Raw genomic sequence first — 13,791 nt, 5'->3', positions numbered from 1 at the left:
CACAGTTTCAAAAAATAAAAAACGGGCCGATAGCGTAATCGGCCCGAGAATATTACATTTTATAACCCAGTGAAACCGTGGTTCTGCGGTCGGTATGATCCGGAGCAGAATCAGGAGGAGAAGAGTTCCAGGTGACGTTGTAGGCCACTTTCAGGCCAAAGTGTTCGTTGATGGCCACGTTCAGCGCTGTTTCTGAGTTCAGCGTCGTATCGTCGGCACCAAACACAGACACCCCCTGGGTAAATTTGGTGTTGTCAGTCATCTGCCAGGCATAGGTGCCGGAAGCGTAACCGAGCGGTTGAGTTTTGGTTTCGCCGTCGGTGTACTCGTCGTAGCGCACGCCTGGACCGAATTCAAAACGTAAACTGTGTACCGGACCGTTCAGGAACTGACGACCGTAACCGGCAGTGAACACATCACGCTGGCGATAGCCGTTGTAACGGTCAGTTAACCAGCTGGCCTGACCAAACAGGTAGTCAAAGTCGGTCATGTTGTAACGGCTACGTCCGCCAACCGCATATTTCTCGGAAGAGCGTTCGTCATTCGCGGAGGTGTTACTGGCATTTCCCCACAGAGACCAGGCGGTGGTATTACCGTACCAGGTCAGCGTACTGTCCGCCGTGAGAGAGGAGCTTTTCGTGTTACCGGATTGTGCAAGATAGCCAGCGTTCAGGTTACCTTCAAACGGTTTTTGCGCGGTGGCTGGATCGTCCATGACAGTAAAAACGGAATCATCTGCGGTCGCGTTCATTGCAGCAAACACGCCACCCGCCAGCATCAGTGCAGCGGGTACTGTCTTCAAAAGCTTCATTTTATTAAGGAGTCCGTACAACAAAAAAAGAGACCACACGGTCCCGGAAACTTTCTTGAGGATCAATGACAAGGCGTCCAGAGAAAGGTAACAAATTATAAAAAGCCGCAAATAACATAGCAATGATTTCTTATTTCATTTTTTGAATAAGAACGATCTCAAAAAGCGTTTTATTTTATATAAGCCGCCGCAGACTTTATGTCAGTATTCATATTTAAAATCATACTGTTATTTACATTGCCTTCCTGACAAATGGTGCCAGACTAAAAGGAACCCACGCTAAAAGGAGGTAATGATGGTTTCTATCTACACCCTGACGCTCTCCCCTTCCCTCGATTCCGCCACCCTGACGCCCCAGATTTACCCGGAAGGTAAATTGCGCTGCAGCGCCCCGGTGTTTGAGCCCGGCGGCGGCGGTATCAATGTGGCGCGAGCCATAACGCACCTCGGTGGAAAGGCGACAGCAATTTTCCCTGCAGGCGGCGCGACCGGTGAGCACCTGGTCTCTCTGCTGGCCGATGAACAGGTGGCCTCGCAGACCGTCGAGTCCAAAGACTGGACGCGGCAAAACCTGCATGTGCACGTGGAGTCCAGTGGCGAGCAATACCGTTTCGTCATGCCGGGTGCAAAACTCAGTGAAGATGAGTTTCGTCAGCTTGAAGAGAAGGTGCTGGCCATTGAGAGCGGTGCTCTGCTGGTGATAAGCGGCAGCCTGCCGCCCGGTGTCAGCACGGAAAAACTGACGGCGCTGATTCGGGCCGCGCAGCAACGCGGTATCCGCTGCATTGTCGACAGCAGCGGCGAGGCGCTGCAGGCAGCCCTGACGCCGGGCAATCTTGAGCTGGTTAAACCCAATCAGAAAGAGTTAAGCGCGCTGGTGAACCGCGAACTGAACCAGCCGGACGATGTCCTCACCGCCGCGCAGGAATTGGTTCACAGCGGCAAAGCGCGACGGGTCGTGGTCTCCCTTGGCCCGCAGGGTGCCCTGGCCGTGGACGAAACGGGGTCCGTTCAGGTTGTCCCGCCGCCGATGAAAAGCCAGAGTACCGTGGGCGCAGGTGATAGCATGGTTGGAGCGATGACCCTGAAACTGGCTCAGGGTGCTTCGCTACTGGAGATGACACGCTACGGCGTCGCAGCGGGTAGCGCTGCCACCATCAACCAGGGCACACGTCTCTGTTCGCTTAGCGACACGCAAAAAATCGTCGATTACCTGTCCCGAAATTAATCCCCCTTTTCCCCTTCTCTGTGAAGGGGAAATACGCGCCATAGTCGCCAAACGCAGCCTATCGACTATGCTAAGAAAACTTCCAAGATAACAATGAGGTGAATTATGAGCAGTGGTGACATCACCCGCTACGTCGTTACCATCAACATTCATCAAGCGTCGCTGACCGAGCTTAATGAGCTCAACAACGCCTTTACCCGGGCCAATTTCCTGCTCACACTCACGGATGACGAGGGCAATATCCATGATTTAGGCACCCTGACGTTTGGCCTGATCAGCGCCCTGAGTAAAGAAGAGGTTCACGCTCTGGCGGCCAGTCTGGTCGAAAGCGTGACCGACAAAGCGGCAGAAATTGATCTTGATACCTGGGAAAGCTGGCAGAAAAAAGAACAATAAGTGCCCTGCATGAATTTAAACCGCTCAGGTGTGCGTTAGTTCGTATTTTTTTACCGCAATTATGCGCTAACTTTATGATCTGGCAGACAACATGGGAGAGACAACATGTGGCAGGCTATCAGTCATCTTTTAAGTGAGCAACTGGGTGAAGGTGAAATTGAACTGCGGAACGAACTGCCAGGCGGAGAAATCCACGCCGCATGGCACTTACGCTACGCCGGGCGCGATCTCTTTGTTAAATGCGATGAGCGAGAGCTGCTTCCGATTTTCACCGCCGAAGCCGACCAGCTGGAACTGTTGTCGCGCAGTAAAACGGTGACGGTCCCGCAGGTCTGGGCCGTGGGCAGCGACCGCGACTACAGTTTTCTGGTCATGGAATTTCTTCCTGCCCGCCCGTTAGACGCCCATAACGCCTTCATTCTCGGCCAACAGTTAGCGCGACTGCATCAATGGAGCGACCAGCCGCAGTTTGGTCTCGATTTTGACAACGACCTCTCCACCACCCCACAACCCAATGCCTGGCAACGACGCTGGTCGACATTCTTTGCTGAGCAACGCATTGGCTGGCAGCTGGAACTGGCTGCGGAGAAAGGTCTGGAGTTTGGCAATATCGATGCCATCGTCGAACATATTCAGCAGCGTCTGGCATCCCACCAGCCTCAGCCGTCTCTGCTGCACGGTGATTTGTGGTCAGATAACTGCGCGCTGGGTCCTGACGGCCCCTATATCTTCGACCCGGCCTGTTACTGGGGCGACAGGGAGTGTGACCTGGCGATGCTGCCACTGCACCCTGAGCAACCGCCGCAAATTTACGACGGGTATCAGTCCGTTCTGCCTCTGCCGCAGGGTTTTCTTGAGCGCCAGCCGGTGTATCAGCTCTACACACTGATGAACCGCGCCATTCTGTTTGGCGGAGAGCATCTGGTCAATGCCCAGAGGGCACTTGAACGTGTGCTTGCCGCGTAATGGCGGGACGGGTGGCTATGTCGCCACCCTCATCGGTTACAGAAATCCCAACAGCGAAAAGAAGAAGTAACCCGCCACGATGATAATGACTGGCAGGATATACAGCGGGAAAATTTGCAGGAAAATGGTGTGACGCGGCACAACAATGCGGGACTCAATCTGCTCGCGGCTCATTCCTTCCGGGCCTTTCGCCTGTTCCAGAATCATCTGGTCTTCCACACCTTCGCGTAAAAAGCGCGTCTGACGGCTCATGCGTGCGCCAGAGGCCTGCAACGCCATACCAATAAAGATCAGCGCGTAGATCACCCAAAACCCGAGATTCAACTGCTGATGAAAATTCGGCGTCGGCGAATTGAACCAAAAGACATTCAGAAACGGCGTGTTAAAACGCATCATTTCAATCATGACATGAGCAAAATCAAGCATTACCGCATTAATACCTGGCTGTTTTTCACTGTGATCGTACATAAATTTGAGCACAGAGATCAGCGTCGAAATGACGGCTGGAATAAAAATTACCCAGCCAGCAATACGTTTTAATACAGCAATGCGTCCAGCTTGTTGATACGTCATCAGTTCCCCTTCATAAAGACGCGTTATTTCTGCCTAAGTCTACCTGCTGACCATCATTTTCGCCCGCTCTTTAAAGGCAATATGCTAAATTGCAGAGTGCACTTAGCATTTATCGTCTGTCGTACACCCTGGATAAGGAGACGTTGTGATGTCGACACCGCGCCAGATTCTTGCCGCAATTTTTGACATGGATGGATTACTGATCGATTCCGAACCGTTGTGGGATCGCGCCGAACTGGACGTTATCGCCAGCCTGGGCGTTGATATCAGCCGCCGTAATGAACTTCCGGATACGCTTGGTCTGCGCATCGATATGGTGGTGGACCTGTGGTATGCCCAGCAGCCGTGGGTGGGACCCGATCGCGACGAAGTGACCGCGCGCATTATCAGCCGCGCCATCTCACTGGTGGAAGAGAGCAAGCCCCTGCTGCCCGGCGTGCGTGAAGCCGTCGCGCTGTGCAAAGCGCAGGGGTTGAAAGTTGGCCTGGCGTCAGCTTCACCGCTGCATATGCTGGAAAAAGTGCTGACCATGTTTGAGCTGCGCGACAGCTTCGACGCGCTGGCCTCAGCGGAAACGTTGCCATACAGCAAGCCGCACCCGCAGGTCTATCTCGACTGTGCCGCTAAGCTCGTTCTTGATCCCCTCTGCTGTGTCGCGCTGGAAGATTCCGTTAACGGAATGGTGGCCTCGAAGGCCGCGCGCATGCGCTCGATTGTTGTTCCCGCGGAGGAAGGCCGACACGATCCCCGTTTTGCCCTTGCCGACGTAAAGCTGAACTCACTGGTTGAGCTGACGGCGCAGCAGCTGCGCGGCGAGTAACCCGCCCCTTTCAGGCAGCGTCAGGCTGCCTGCTTTAAAAACAAAACATCGTTTCATTTTGTTTGCTTTTCTTATCCCCCGCTTCTATCCTTAGCGTCAGAATGACAATAACCTTACTTCTGAGGCGCGTATGATACTGGATAACTTCACTCTGTCAGGAAAAGTGGCCATCGTCACCGGATGCGATACCGGTCTGGGACAAGCCATGGCCATTGCGCTGGCGCAGGCGGGATGCGACATCGTGGGTGTTAACCGCAAAGCGCCGGAGGAAACGGCTGCCTGCATTAGCGCACTCGGAAGGCGGTTCAGGGCGATTCGGGCCGACCTCAGTCAGCAGGAGAGTCTTCAGAACGTTGTTGACAGCGCGGTGGCTGAGATGGGGCGAGTCGATATTCTGGTGAACAATGCCGGGACCATACGCCGTGAAGATGCTCTCGCGTTCAGCGAAAAGGACTGGGACGACGTCATCAACCTGAATCTGAAATCGCTTTTTTTCCTCTCCCAGGCCGTGGCTAAACAGTTTATTGCGCAGGGACAGGGCGGGAAAATCATTAATATCGCCTCGATGCTCTCATTCCAGGGTGGCATCCGCGTGCCCTCTTACACCGCGTCCAAAAGCGGCGTGTTAGGGATCACGCGTCTGCTGGCGAATGAATGGGCGACACACGGCATCAATGTTAACGCCATCGCGCCAGGCTACATGGCGACCAACAACACTCAGCAACTGCGGGATGATCAGCAGCGCAGCCAGGAGATCCTCGACCGGATACCTGCCGGGCGCTGGGGAGTACCAGAAGACCTGCAGGGACCGGTGGTCTTTTTAGCCTCCGCCGCCTCGGATTACGTGAACGGTTATACGTTAGCCGTCGACGGGGGCTGGCTGGCGCGCTAGGCGCGTTTGTGACATACAGTTACACCGTCACCTCTTTCGTCTACTGTATAAAAACCCTATACTGTATGAATTGACAGTTTTGTGGGTTTTATCATGACGGCGGAAGGCCATCTGCTTTTTTCCATTGCGTGCGCAGTTTTTGCCAAAAACGCTGAACTTACCCCTGTGCTCGCACAGGGGGACTGGTGGCATATTGTCCCGTCCGCCGTGTTGACCTGTCTGCTGCCCGATATCGACCATCCAAAATCGTTCCTGGGACAGCGGCTAAAGTGGATATCAAAACCCATCGCCCGCGCGTTTGGTCACCGTGGGTTTACCCACAGCCTGCTGGCTGTATTCGGCCTGCTCACCCTTTTCTATTTAAAAGTCCCTGAGAGCTGGATAGTGCCCGCCGATGCCATCCAGGGAATGGTGCTGGGTTATTTAAGCCATATCCTTGCCGATATGCTGACACCTGCGGGCGTGCCGCTGCTCTGGCCATGCCGCTGGCGGTTCCGTTTGCCCATTCTTGCGCCGCAGAAAGGTAATCAGCTTGAGCGTGTGTTGTGTATGGCGCTCTTTGCCTACGCCGTCTGGATGCCGCAAACCTTGCCCGAAAACAGTGCAGTGCGCTGGTCATCCCAGATGATCAATTCGCTGCAATTTCAGTTCAATCGTTTCATTAATCACCAGATTGAACACTAAGCACACAAATTATTTCCATTTGTCATAACCCATTCCATTTGGATATAAGCGCCACATCACACTTCTGATAACCTTGCGCCAACAGGATCGGTAAAAACCGACCGTATAATAAATCAGGAGAACGGGGATGAATTTTCCACTCATCGCGAACATTGTGGTGTTCGTTGTATTGCTATTGCTTCTCGCGCAGGCGCGCCACAAACAGTGGAGCCTCGCGAAGAAAGTGCTGGTTGGTCTGGCCATGGGTGTCGTGTTTGGTCTGGCGTTGCAGGCTATTTACGGCTCCGATAATCCAGTTCTGAAAGATTCTATTCAGTGGTTCAACATCGTCGGTAACGGCTATGTCCAGCTGCTGCAGATGATCGTTATGCCGCTGGTGTTTGCCTCTATTCTGAGCGCCGTTGCCCGTCTGCATAACGCCACCCAGTTGGGTAAAATCAGCTTCCTGACCATCGGTACGCTGCTGTTTACCACGCTGATTGCAGCTCTGGTCGGTGTGCTGGTCACCAACCTGTTCGGGCTGACCGCTGAAGGTCTGGTCCAGGGTACGGCTGAAACGGCGCGTCTTACCGCGATTCAGACCAACTACGTGGGTAAAGTCGCTGACCTGACGGTGCCACAGATGGTGCTCTCTTTCGTGCCGAAGAACCCGTTTGCTGACCTGACCGGTGCCAGCCCAACCTCCATTATCAGCGTGGTGATCTTTGCGGCCTTCCTCGGTGTGGCGGCGCTGAAGCTGCTGAAAGACGACGCGCCGAAAGGCGAGCGCGTGCTGGTGGCTATCGATACCCTGCAAAGCTGGGTAATGAAGCTGGTCCGTCTGGTGATGCAGTTGACCCCTTACGGTGTTCTGGCGCTGATGACCAAAGTGGTTGCCGGCTCTAACCTGCAGGACATCATTAAGCTGGGTAGCTTCGTCGTCGCCTCTTATCTGGGTCTGGGCATTATGTTCGTGGTGCACGGTATCCTGCTGGGCGTCAATGGCGTTAGCCCGCTGAAATACTTCCGTAAAGTGTGGTCGGTACTGACCTTTGCGTTCACCAGCCGTTCCAGCGCCGCGTCTATTCCGCTGAACGTTGAAGCGCAGACCCGTCGTCTGGGCGTACCGGAATCTATTGCCAGCTTCTCTGCCTCCTTTGGTGCCACCATTGGTCAGAACGGTTGCGCAGGTCTCTACCCTGCAATGCTGGCGGTAATGGTTGCTCCGACCGTGGGTATTAACCCACTGGATCCCGTTTGGATTGCCACGCTTGTCGGGATTGTTACCATCAGCTCCGCAGGCGTTGCGGGTGTTGGCGGTGGCGCAACCTTCGCCGCGCTGATTGTCCTGCCGGCCCTGGGTCTGCCGGTGACGCTGGTTGCCCTGCTGATCTCCGTTGAGCCGCTGATCGACATGGGTCGTACTGCGCTGAACGTGAGCGGTTCCATGACCGCCGGTACGTTGACCAGCCAGTGGCTGAAGCAGACCGATAAAACCATTCTGGAAAGTGAAGACGACGCTGAACTGGCGCACCGTTAATCACGGATGAATAAAAAAACCGCCTGATGGCGGTTTTTTTTTGGCTGTTATTCTTCAATCTCTTCATCCTGGCGGACCTGGTTCGCCCATCGCTGGGCCGACTCCGGCCCCGAAAACGCGGGCGAACGGCGGAAGTGTTCTCCCATCAGAACAAACGCTACGTATTTACCGCGCAGTTGCCAGACATCACGAAAACCATCCACCTTCAGGGCGTGTTCGGGCGGCGCGGGTTCGACGCGGGGCACGTAGCTAATGACAGGGCGGTTTTGTTGACGAAAAGGTTTCATAAGCGACGGGTTCACTAAAGCACATTCTGGAAGCAGGAAAATTCTATGATAGCCGATCCTCCCCCCACGCGTCGCGCCCTGCATCGCTCTGATAGCGCATTCCTTAACCAGGTCATCTGAAAACTCTTAGTTCGCCCGCCCTTTCGCCACATTGTTCTATAGTTAACAAGGTTTTTAGCAATGGATAAAGGAGAAGCGTGCAATGTCGAACAAAGATAAAACACATCAATCACCCATTCATGGCACTGAAGAATCTCAACCAGGCATGGACTCTCTGGCCCCAGCGGATGGCTCTCATCGCCCGTCCCCCGGCCCTTCCGCACCTGGCGAACAGCCTACCGCGCCGGGAAGTATGAAATCCCCGGATACCGGAAACGAGAAGCTGAAATCCCTTGAGTCCCACCGTAAAGGCGGCGAAGGTTTTGCACTTACCACCAACCAGGGCGTGCGCATTGCTGACGATCAGAACTCGCTGCGTGCGGGAACGCGCGGACCGACCCTGCTGGAAGACTTTATTCTGCGGGAAAAAATCACCCATTTTGACCATGAACGTATACCTGAGCGCATCGTTCACGCGCGTGGCTCCGCGGCACACGGCTACTTCCAGCCCTACAAAAGCCTCAAAGAGATAACCAAAGCGGATTTCCTTTCCGATCCGGACAAAATCACACCGGTCTTTGTCCGCTTTTCAACCGTACAGGGCGGCGCGGGTTCGGCAGATACCGTGCGTGATATCCGCGGCTTCGCCACCAAATTTTATACCGAAGAGGGTATTTTCGATCTCGTCGGCAATAACACCCCGGTGTTCTTCATTCAGGATGCGCATAAATTTCCTGACTTTGTCCATGCGGTAAAACCGGAGCCCCACTGGGCCATACCGCAGGGACAAAGTGCGCATGACACCTTCTGGGATTATGTCTCACTGCAGCCAGAAACGTTACACAACGTGATGTGGGCGATGTCAGACCGTGGCATTCCGCGCAGCTACCGCACGATGGAAGGGTTTGGTATTCATACCTTCAGGATGATCAACGCGGACGGGAAAGCCACATTCGTACGCTTCCACTGGAAGCCTGTGGCGGGCAAAGCCTCGCTGGTGTGGGATGAAGCCCAGAAGCTGACCGGGCGCGATCCGGACTTCCACCGTCGTGAGCTGTGGGAGTCGATTGAAGCCGGTGACTTCCCGGAATATGAACTGGGGTTACAGCTGATCCCGGAAGAGGATGAGTTTAACTTCGATTTCGATCTTCTCGACCCGACAAAGCTGATCCCAGAGGAGCTGGTGCCGGTTCAGCTGGTGGGTAAAATGGTGCTCAACCGTAACCCGGACAATTTCTTTGCCGAAAATGAGCAGGTCGCGTTCCACCCGGGGCATATCGTTCCGGGGCTGGATTTCACGAACGATCCCCTCCTGCAGGGGCGGTTGTTCTCCTATACCGATACGCAGATCAGTCGCCTTGGCGGGCCCAACTTCCACGAAATTCCGATTAACCGTCCAACCTGCCCGTACCACAATTTCCAGCGCGACGGGATGCATCGCCAGGATATCGATACCAATCCGGCTAACTATGAGCCGAACTCCATCAACGATAACTGGCCGCGCGAAACGCCGCCTGGACCGAAACGCGGTGGTTTTGAGTCGTACCAGGAGCGCATCGATGGCAATAAAATCCGCGAGCGTAGCCCGTCATTCGGCGAGTATTATGCCCAACCTCGCCTGTTCTGGAACAGCCAGACGCCGATCGAGCAACAGCACATTATCGGTGGCTTTAGCTTTGAACTGAGCAAAGTGGTGCGGACTTACATCCGCGAGCGCGTGGTCGATCAGCTCGCCCAAATCGATATTCAGCTTGCCCAGAGCGTGGCGGATAACCTTGGCATTACGCTGACGGATGAGCAACGCAATGCGGCCCCACCGAAAGACGTTAACGGACTGAAGAAAGATCCGTCCCTGAGTCTGTATGCGGTGCCGGGTGGCTCGATAAAAGGCCGGGTAGTGGCCATTCTGCTGAATGACAACACCCGTGCCAGCGACGTGCTGGGGATTATGCAGGCGCTGAAAACCAAAGGCGTTCACGCCAAACTGCTCTATTCCCGCATGGGGGAAGTGACCGCCGACGACGGTTCAGTGCTGCCGGTTGCGGCCACCTTTGCCGGAGCACCATCGCTCACCGTTGATGCGGTGATTGTGCCGTGCGGCGACATCGACAGTCTGCTGAACAATGGCGATGCGATTTATTATCTGCTGGAAGCCTATAAACACCTGAAGCCGATCGCCCTGTCCGGCGATGCGCGACAGTTTAAAGCGCACCTGAAGGTGGCTGAGCAAGGTGAAGATGGCATTGTCGAAGGCGATAACGTCGATGATGCGTTTATGACGAAGCTGTTCGATCTGCTCGCAGCGCACCGTGTGTGGTCACGCAGCAGTAAGATTGATCGTATACCGGCATAAGAAAAGCCGGGTCTGGCTTTGCCCGACCCGGCGCTGATTGGTATCGTTTACTCAGCCCGGCAGGCACCGCGCCTCCGGGCTATTTTCATACATCCTCAAAGGTGCCCAGACGGTACCCACGCTCGGCAATGGCGTATTTCAGCGATGCCGACGTCAGCACATCCAGTTCCGCCAGTCGCGGCCAGCAGTAGGCACTTTTACGCACAATGTTATCGACAAATGCAGGGTGTGCCATCACTTCCAGCGACCGTTCCCCCCGCGCGGCGGACTCATCCAGCACCTGCAGAAACAGCGCTTCGCTAATCTCGTCGCCGTAGAACGCGCTACTGAACCCGTCCGTTGTGGGCACAGAAGACAATGACAGCCCGTGCAGCGCCTGCACCTCACGATCCACGCGCATTGCCACGCCTTTGCGCTGTGCAAATTCCGCCACTGACGGGAAAAGTGCCGGGATCATATGCACGTGATGATGGCTGTCAATATGCGTGGGTTCACGGCCAAAGAGATCGACGAAACGGTTGAACTGACAGTCCAGCTCGCGGCTAATCTCCTCGAGCGGCAGCGTGCCCTGCTCTGCCTGCTCCCAAATCCATTTGCCCAGCTGTCCGTCCCGCGTCAGTCCTGGTATCGGTGAAAGCGGCATCCCGAGCGTCAATACAAAGTGCATGCCGACGCCCAGCGCTGGCACTTCGCGGCTGAGCTGCGCGGCGTGTTCAACCGCGTCACCATTAACCAGTGCCGTTGTTGAGGTCACCACACCCCGGCGGCAGGCTTCAATAATGCCGTAGTTTTGACCTTTTGAGAGACCAAAATCATCAGCATTGACGATCAGCAGGTTTTCCATCACACATCCTCTCAGTGCTGTTTGAATTTCAGCTTCTCAATCGTGGCGGCAAAATTAGGCAACCATTTTTCATGCGCCAGAATCATTTCGCTGGCCAGTTGCTCGGCATCACGATCGGAATGGACCAGCGGGCTGAGATTGAGCGCCAGAAGAACGTCATTGAGTTCACCGCTCAGCGCCGCGTTGCTGGCTGCCACTTCAAACCCTTTGATGGTGTGGATCAACCCCATCACTTTGTCGTCAAAGTGGGTAATCCGTGGATGCGGCCTGGCGCCATCACGTCCCAGAATGCAGGTCATCTCAACGGCCCAGTCAGCCGGGATGTTGTCGATATGACCGTGATGCGGCACATTGACGTAGTGCTCGGCCTGCTTGTCGTTGTAAATGGCGTTGATCACTTCACACGCCGCATCGGAATAATACGCTCCGCCGCGCAGCTCAAGCTCTTTCGGTTTCACGTTCAGGTTCGGATCTTTATACAAATCAAACAGCTGCTTTTCAACTTTCTGCACCACCTGAGCGCGTGCGCCACCCTTATAGTACTCACCCATCTCGATGGCCAGCATCTCTTTCTGTTTGAAGTAGTAAAGCAGGTATGAGCAAGGCAGCAGATTAAGCGAGCGGATCAGCCCTTCGCTGAACGGCAGGTCAAAGATGTTTTTCACTGACGCAGCGGTCAGGCGCCCGGAGGCTACGCCGTCAAGCAGTTCGCTAAAGCGAGACTGACCATTCACGATGACATCTTTGATAAACACCATATGGTTCAGGCCAAAGAGATCGATAGAAAGATCGTCGTTATCGGTCAACTCCAGCACATCGCTGATGAACATCTTCATGCCAATCGGAATATTACAGACGCCGATAAAGCGTTTGAAACCGGTGTGGCGATAGACCGCCTCAGTCACCATCCCGGCCGGGTTGGTGAAGTTAATCACCCACGCGTTGGGGCAGATCGCTTCCACATCGTTGATGATGTCAAAAATGACCGGAATGGTACGCAGCCCCTTGAACAGGCCGCCCGCGCCGTTGGTCTCCTGCCCCAGATAGCCGTGGCTCAGTGGAATACGTTCATCCATTTCACGCGCTTTGAGCTGGCCGACGCGCAGCTGAGTCGTTACGAAGTCGGCATCCTGCAGCGCCAGGCGACGGTCGAGGGTTTTATGCACGGTCAATGGCACACCGGCTTTCGCGACCATCCGCTTGCAGAGCTCAAAAATGATATTCAGTTTCTCCTGACCTTCCTCAACGTCCACCAGCCATAATTCGCTGACCGGTAATTCATGATAACGTTTCAGGAAACCTTCGAGTAATTCCGGGGTATAACTGCTGCCGCCGCCAATGGTTACGACTTTTAATTTCTTCTGCATAATATCTCCCTTAGCATATCAGGTTAATCGCCTGCAAGGTGTAGCGTACTCTTCCCGCTCTGTGGGCAAGCAATCAAGGCAATATTTGTGGCGGGTAAATCCGCCGAAATTTAATTAATTACCGTCAGGTTCTTCCGGTAACTGTTCGGTGTGAACGAGGTCAATTTCTTAAAGGTCTTAATAAACAAGCTGGGACTACTGTAGCCTGACTCATAAGCAATATCGGTAACCGAGTAGTTGGTTATTTCCAGCTGTTTTTTAGCAAAATTAATGCGGATTTCATTAATAATTTGCACTGGCGTTTTACGATAATAACGCTGAGTTGCTCGGGTCAGATATTCCTGTGATTTACCGGACAAAGCGACCATATTTTCCAGCGCATTTTCGCTGAACTGCCCTTTATCGTGCATCAGTTCAACCGTACTGCGCAGCCACTGCGGAATATCATCGCTCACCTGCTGCTCTTCACGATGATGGCGCAGACGGTTCATCACATAAAACGTCACCGTTTCAATAAACTCATCAAATTCATTCTCGCGAAAGTTAAGCGAGGCGATAACCGTTTCAATCCAGGTCATGAATTCGTTTTTGATGCGATAAACCTGCGAGGCCACAAAGCAGAACGGCACCAGCGGCAGATAGTGTTTCTCAAAGAAGCGTCTGCTGACACCTACGTTAAGAATGCGGGTTGCACCAAATTCATAAAAGCTCTGGTGATGGGACCCCATCGGCAGGAAGACGAAATCTCCCCGCTCAAGCAGGACGCGCTTGCCGTTGATTTCCTGGTAGTAGCGACCGGTCAGAACAATCGTGAACTCATAGTAGTCATGCTGATGCAGACCGCTCGCGCTCTCCGTCTTGTTGTAAATAATCACGTGAAAATTTTTGCCATTAAACAGTTGCTGTTCAAGTGCGGTTTTTATTTCCATCGCGCTGACCTCCTGCTGCAAAT

The 13,791-nt window shown here is 54.1% G+C and carries 14 protein-coding genes; 8 read left to right on the top strand and 6 right to left on the bottom strand.

Annotated elements, in window-relative coordinates; all coding sequences use genetic code 11:
* Nucleotides 1-52 precede the first annotated feature (52 nt).
* Nucleotides 53-811, bottom strand: coding sequence for a DUF481 domain-containing protein (locus AM379_RS17415; protein ID WP_025204400.1), 759 nt, complete (start codon nucleotides 809-811; stop codon nucleotides 53-55).
* Nucleotides 812-1,106: 295 nt separating this feature from the next.
* Here AM379_RS17415 and pfkB point away from each other — a divergent pair, with 295 nt between their 5' ends.
* The 3 genes from pfkB to AM379_RS17400 all read left to right on the top strand — a co-directional run bounded on the left by pfkB (nucleotide 1,107) and on the right by AM379_RS17400 (nucleotide 3,401).
* On the top strand, nucleotides 1,107-2,039 hold the full coding sequence (gene pfkB, locus AM379_RS17410) for a 6-phosphofructokinase II (protein WP_032677972.1): 933 nt from the start codon (nucleotides 1,107-1,109) through the stop codon (nucleotides 2,037-2,039).
* Nucleotides 2,040-2,144: 105 nt separating this feature from the next.
* Nucleotides 2,145-2,435, top strand: coding sequence for a type V toxin-antitoxin system endoribonuclease antitoxin GhoS (ghoS, locus tag AM379_RS17405; RefSeq protein WP_014169688.1), 291 nt, complete (start codon nucleotides 2,145-2,147; stop codon nucleotides 2,433-2,435).
* A 105-nt stretch (nucleotides 2,436-2,540) separates the two neighbouring features.
* A complete protein-coding gene (locus AM379_RS17400; protein ID WP_014169687.1) occupies nucleotides 2,541-3,401 on the top strand; it encodes a fructosamine kinase family protein in 861 nt (286 codons plus the stop codon).
* A gap of 36 nt (nucleotides 3,402-3,437) precedes the next feature.
* Here AM379_RS17400 and AM379_RS17395 read toward each other — a convergent pair whose 3' ends face one another.
* Nucleotides 3,438-3,974 carry a YniB family protein gene (locus AM379_RS17395; RefSeq protein ID WP_014169686.1) on the bottom strand — a complete coding sequence of 179 codons (537 nt, stop codon included), beginning with the start codon at nucleotides 3,972-3,974 and terminating at the stop codon, nucleotides 3,438-3,440.
* A gap of 148 nt (nucleotides 3,975-4,122) precedes the next feature.
* Here AM379_RS17395 and hxpB point away from each other — a divergent pair, with 148 nt between their 5' ends.
* From hxpB to AM379_RS17375, 4 genes are all read left to right on the top strand, one after another.
* Nucleotides 4,123-4,794 carry a hexitol phosphatase HxpB gene (gene hxpB, locus AM379_RS17390; protein ID WP_032677970.1) on the top strand — a complete coding sequence of 224 codons (672 nt, stop codon included), beginning with the start codon at nucleotides 4,123-4,125 and terminating at the stop codon, nucleotides 4,792-4,794.
* A 130-nt stretch (nucleotides 4,795-4,924) separates the two neighbouring features.
* Complete coding sequence (kduD, locus tag AM379_RS17385; RefSeq protein WP_032677969.1) at nucleotides 4,925-5,686, top strand: 2-dehydro-3-deoxy-D-gluconate 5-dehydrogenase KduD; 762 nt, start codon at nucleotides 4,925-4,927, stop codon at nucleotides 5,684-5,686.
* A 93-nt stretch (nucleotides 5,687-5,779) separates the two neighbouring features.
* Nucleotides 5,780-6,370: a metal-dependent hydrolase gene (locus AM379_RS17380; protein WP_020884412.1), complete on the top strand. Its 591-nt coding sequence runs from the start codon at nucleotides 5,780-5,782 to the stop codon at nucleotides 6,368-6,370.
* Nucleotides 6,371-6,497: 127 nt separating this feature from the next.
* Entirely contained in the window at nucleotides 6,498-7,889 is a 1,392-nt protein-coding gene (locus AM379_RS17375) for an L-cystine transporter (protein ID WP_106503957.1), read from the top strand.
* Nucleotides 7,890-7,936: 47 nt separating this feature from the next.
* Here the strand turns inward: AM379_RS17375 and cedA are convergent, their stop codons facing one another.
* Nucleotides 7,937-8,191, bottom strand: coding sequence for a cell division activator CedA (gene cedA, locus AM379_RS17370; RefSeq protein WP_071605472.1), 255 nt, complete (start codon nucleotides 8,189-8,191; stop codon nucleotides 7,937-7,939).
* A 187-nt stretch (nucleotides 8,192-8,378) separates the two neighbouring features.
* On the opposite strand from cedA, the gene katE reads away from it, so the two are divergent.
* Nucleotides 8,379-10,628, top strand: coding sequence for a catalase HPII (katE, locus tag AM379_RS17365; protein ID WP_032677968.1), 2,250 nt, complete (start codon nucleotides 8,379-8,381; stop codon nucleotides 10,626-10,628).
* A gap of 85 nt (nucleotides 10,629-10,713) precedes the next feature.
* Here the strand turns inward: katE and chbG are convergent, their stop codons facing one another.
* The 3 genes from chbG to chbR form a co-directional block, all read right to left on the bottom strand.
* Nucleotides 10,714-11,472 (bottom strand): chitin disaccharide deacetylase, encoded by a 759-nt coding sequence (gene chbG / locus AM379_RS17360; RefSeq protein ID WP_106503956.1) that lies wholly within the window; start codon nucleotides 11,470-11,472, stop codon nucleotides 10,714-10,716.
* 11 nt (nucleotides 11,473-11,483) lie between these two features.
* Nucleotides 11,484-12,839 (bottom strand): 6-phospho-beta-glucosidase, encoded by a 1,356-nt coding sequence (locus AM379_RS17355; RefSeq protein WP_106503955.1) that lies wholly within the window; start codon nucleotides 12,837-12,839, stop codon nucleotides 11,484-11,486.
* Between the two features lie 110 nt (nucleotides 12,840-12,949).
* The gene (chbR, locus tag AM379_RS17350) at nucleotides 12,950-13,789 is read right to left on the bottom strand and encodes a transcriptional regulator ChbR (protein WP_014169676.1); all 840 of its coding nucleotides are present in this window, start codon (nucleotides 13,787-13,789) and stop codon (nucleotides 12,950-12,952) included.
* Between the last annotated feature and the right edge of the window lie 2 nt (nucleotides 13,790-13,791).

The organism is Enterobacter cloacae complex sp. FDA-CDC-AR_0132, from assembly GCF_003010695.1.
GTDB lineage: Bacteria > Pseudomonadota > Gammaproteobacteria > Enterobacterales > Enterobacteriaceae > Enterobacter > Enterobacter ludwigii.
This window is presented reverse-complemented; position numbering and strand designations above follow the sequence as displayed.

Excerpts from the sequence above, each read along its gene's own strand:
- AM379_RS17380 (WP_020884412.1), top strand. The coding sequence starts at position 5,780 with ATGACGGCGGAAGGCCATCTGCTTTTTTCCATTGCGTGCGCAGTTTTT.
- ghoS (WP_014169688.1), top strand. The coding sequence starts at position 2,145 with ATGAGCAGTGGTGACATCACCCGCTACGTCGTTACCATCAACATTCAT.
- katE (WP_032677968.1), top strand. The coding sequence starts at position 8,379 with ATGTCGAACAAAGATAAAACACATCAATCACCCATTCATGGCACTGAA.
- hxpB (WP_032677970.1), top strand. The coding sequence starts at position 4,123 with ATGTCGACACCGCGCCAGATTCTTGCCGCAATTTTTGACATGGATGGA.
- AM379_RS17395 (WP_014169686.1), bottom strand. The coding sequence starts at position 3,974 with ATGACGTATCAACAAGCTGGACGCATTGCTGTATTAAAACGTATTGCT.
- chbG (WP_106503956.1), bottom strand. The coding sequence starts at position 11,472 with ATGGAAAACCTGCTGATCGTCAATGCTGATGATTTTGGTCTCTCAAAA.
- pfkB (WP_032677972.1), top strand. The coding sequence starts at position 1,107 with ATGGTTTCTATCTACACCCTGACGCTCTCCCCTTCCCTCGATTCCGCC.
- AM379_RS17375 (WP_106503957.1), top strand. The coding sequence starts at position 6,498 with ATGAATTTTCCACTCATCGCGAACATTGTGGTGTTCGTTGTATTGCTA.
- kduD (WP_032677969.1), top strand. The coding sequence starts at position 4,925 with ATGATACTGGATAACTTCACTCTGTCAGGAAAAGTGGCCATCGTCACC.
- AM379_RS17415 (WP_025204400.1), bottom strand. The coding sequence starts at position 811 with ATGAAGCTTTTGAAGACAGTACCCGCTGCACTGATGCTGGCGGGTGGC.
- AM379_RS17400 (WP_014169687.1), top strand. The coding sequence starts at position 2,541 with ATGTGGCAGGCTATCAGTCATCTTTTAAGTGAGCAACTGGGTGAAGGT.
- AM379_RS17355 (WP_106503955.1), bottom strand. The coding sequence starts at position 12,839 with ATGCAGAAGAAATTAAAAGTCGTAACCATTGGCGGCGGCAGCAGTTAT.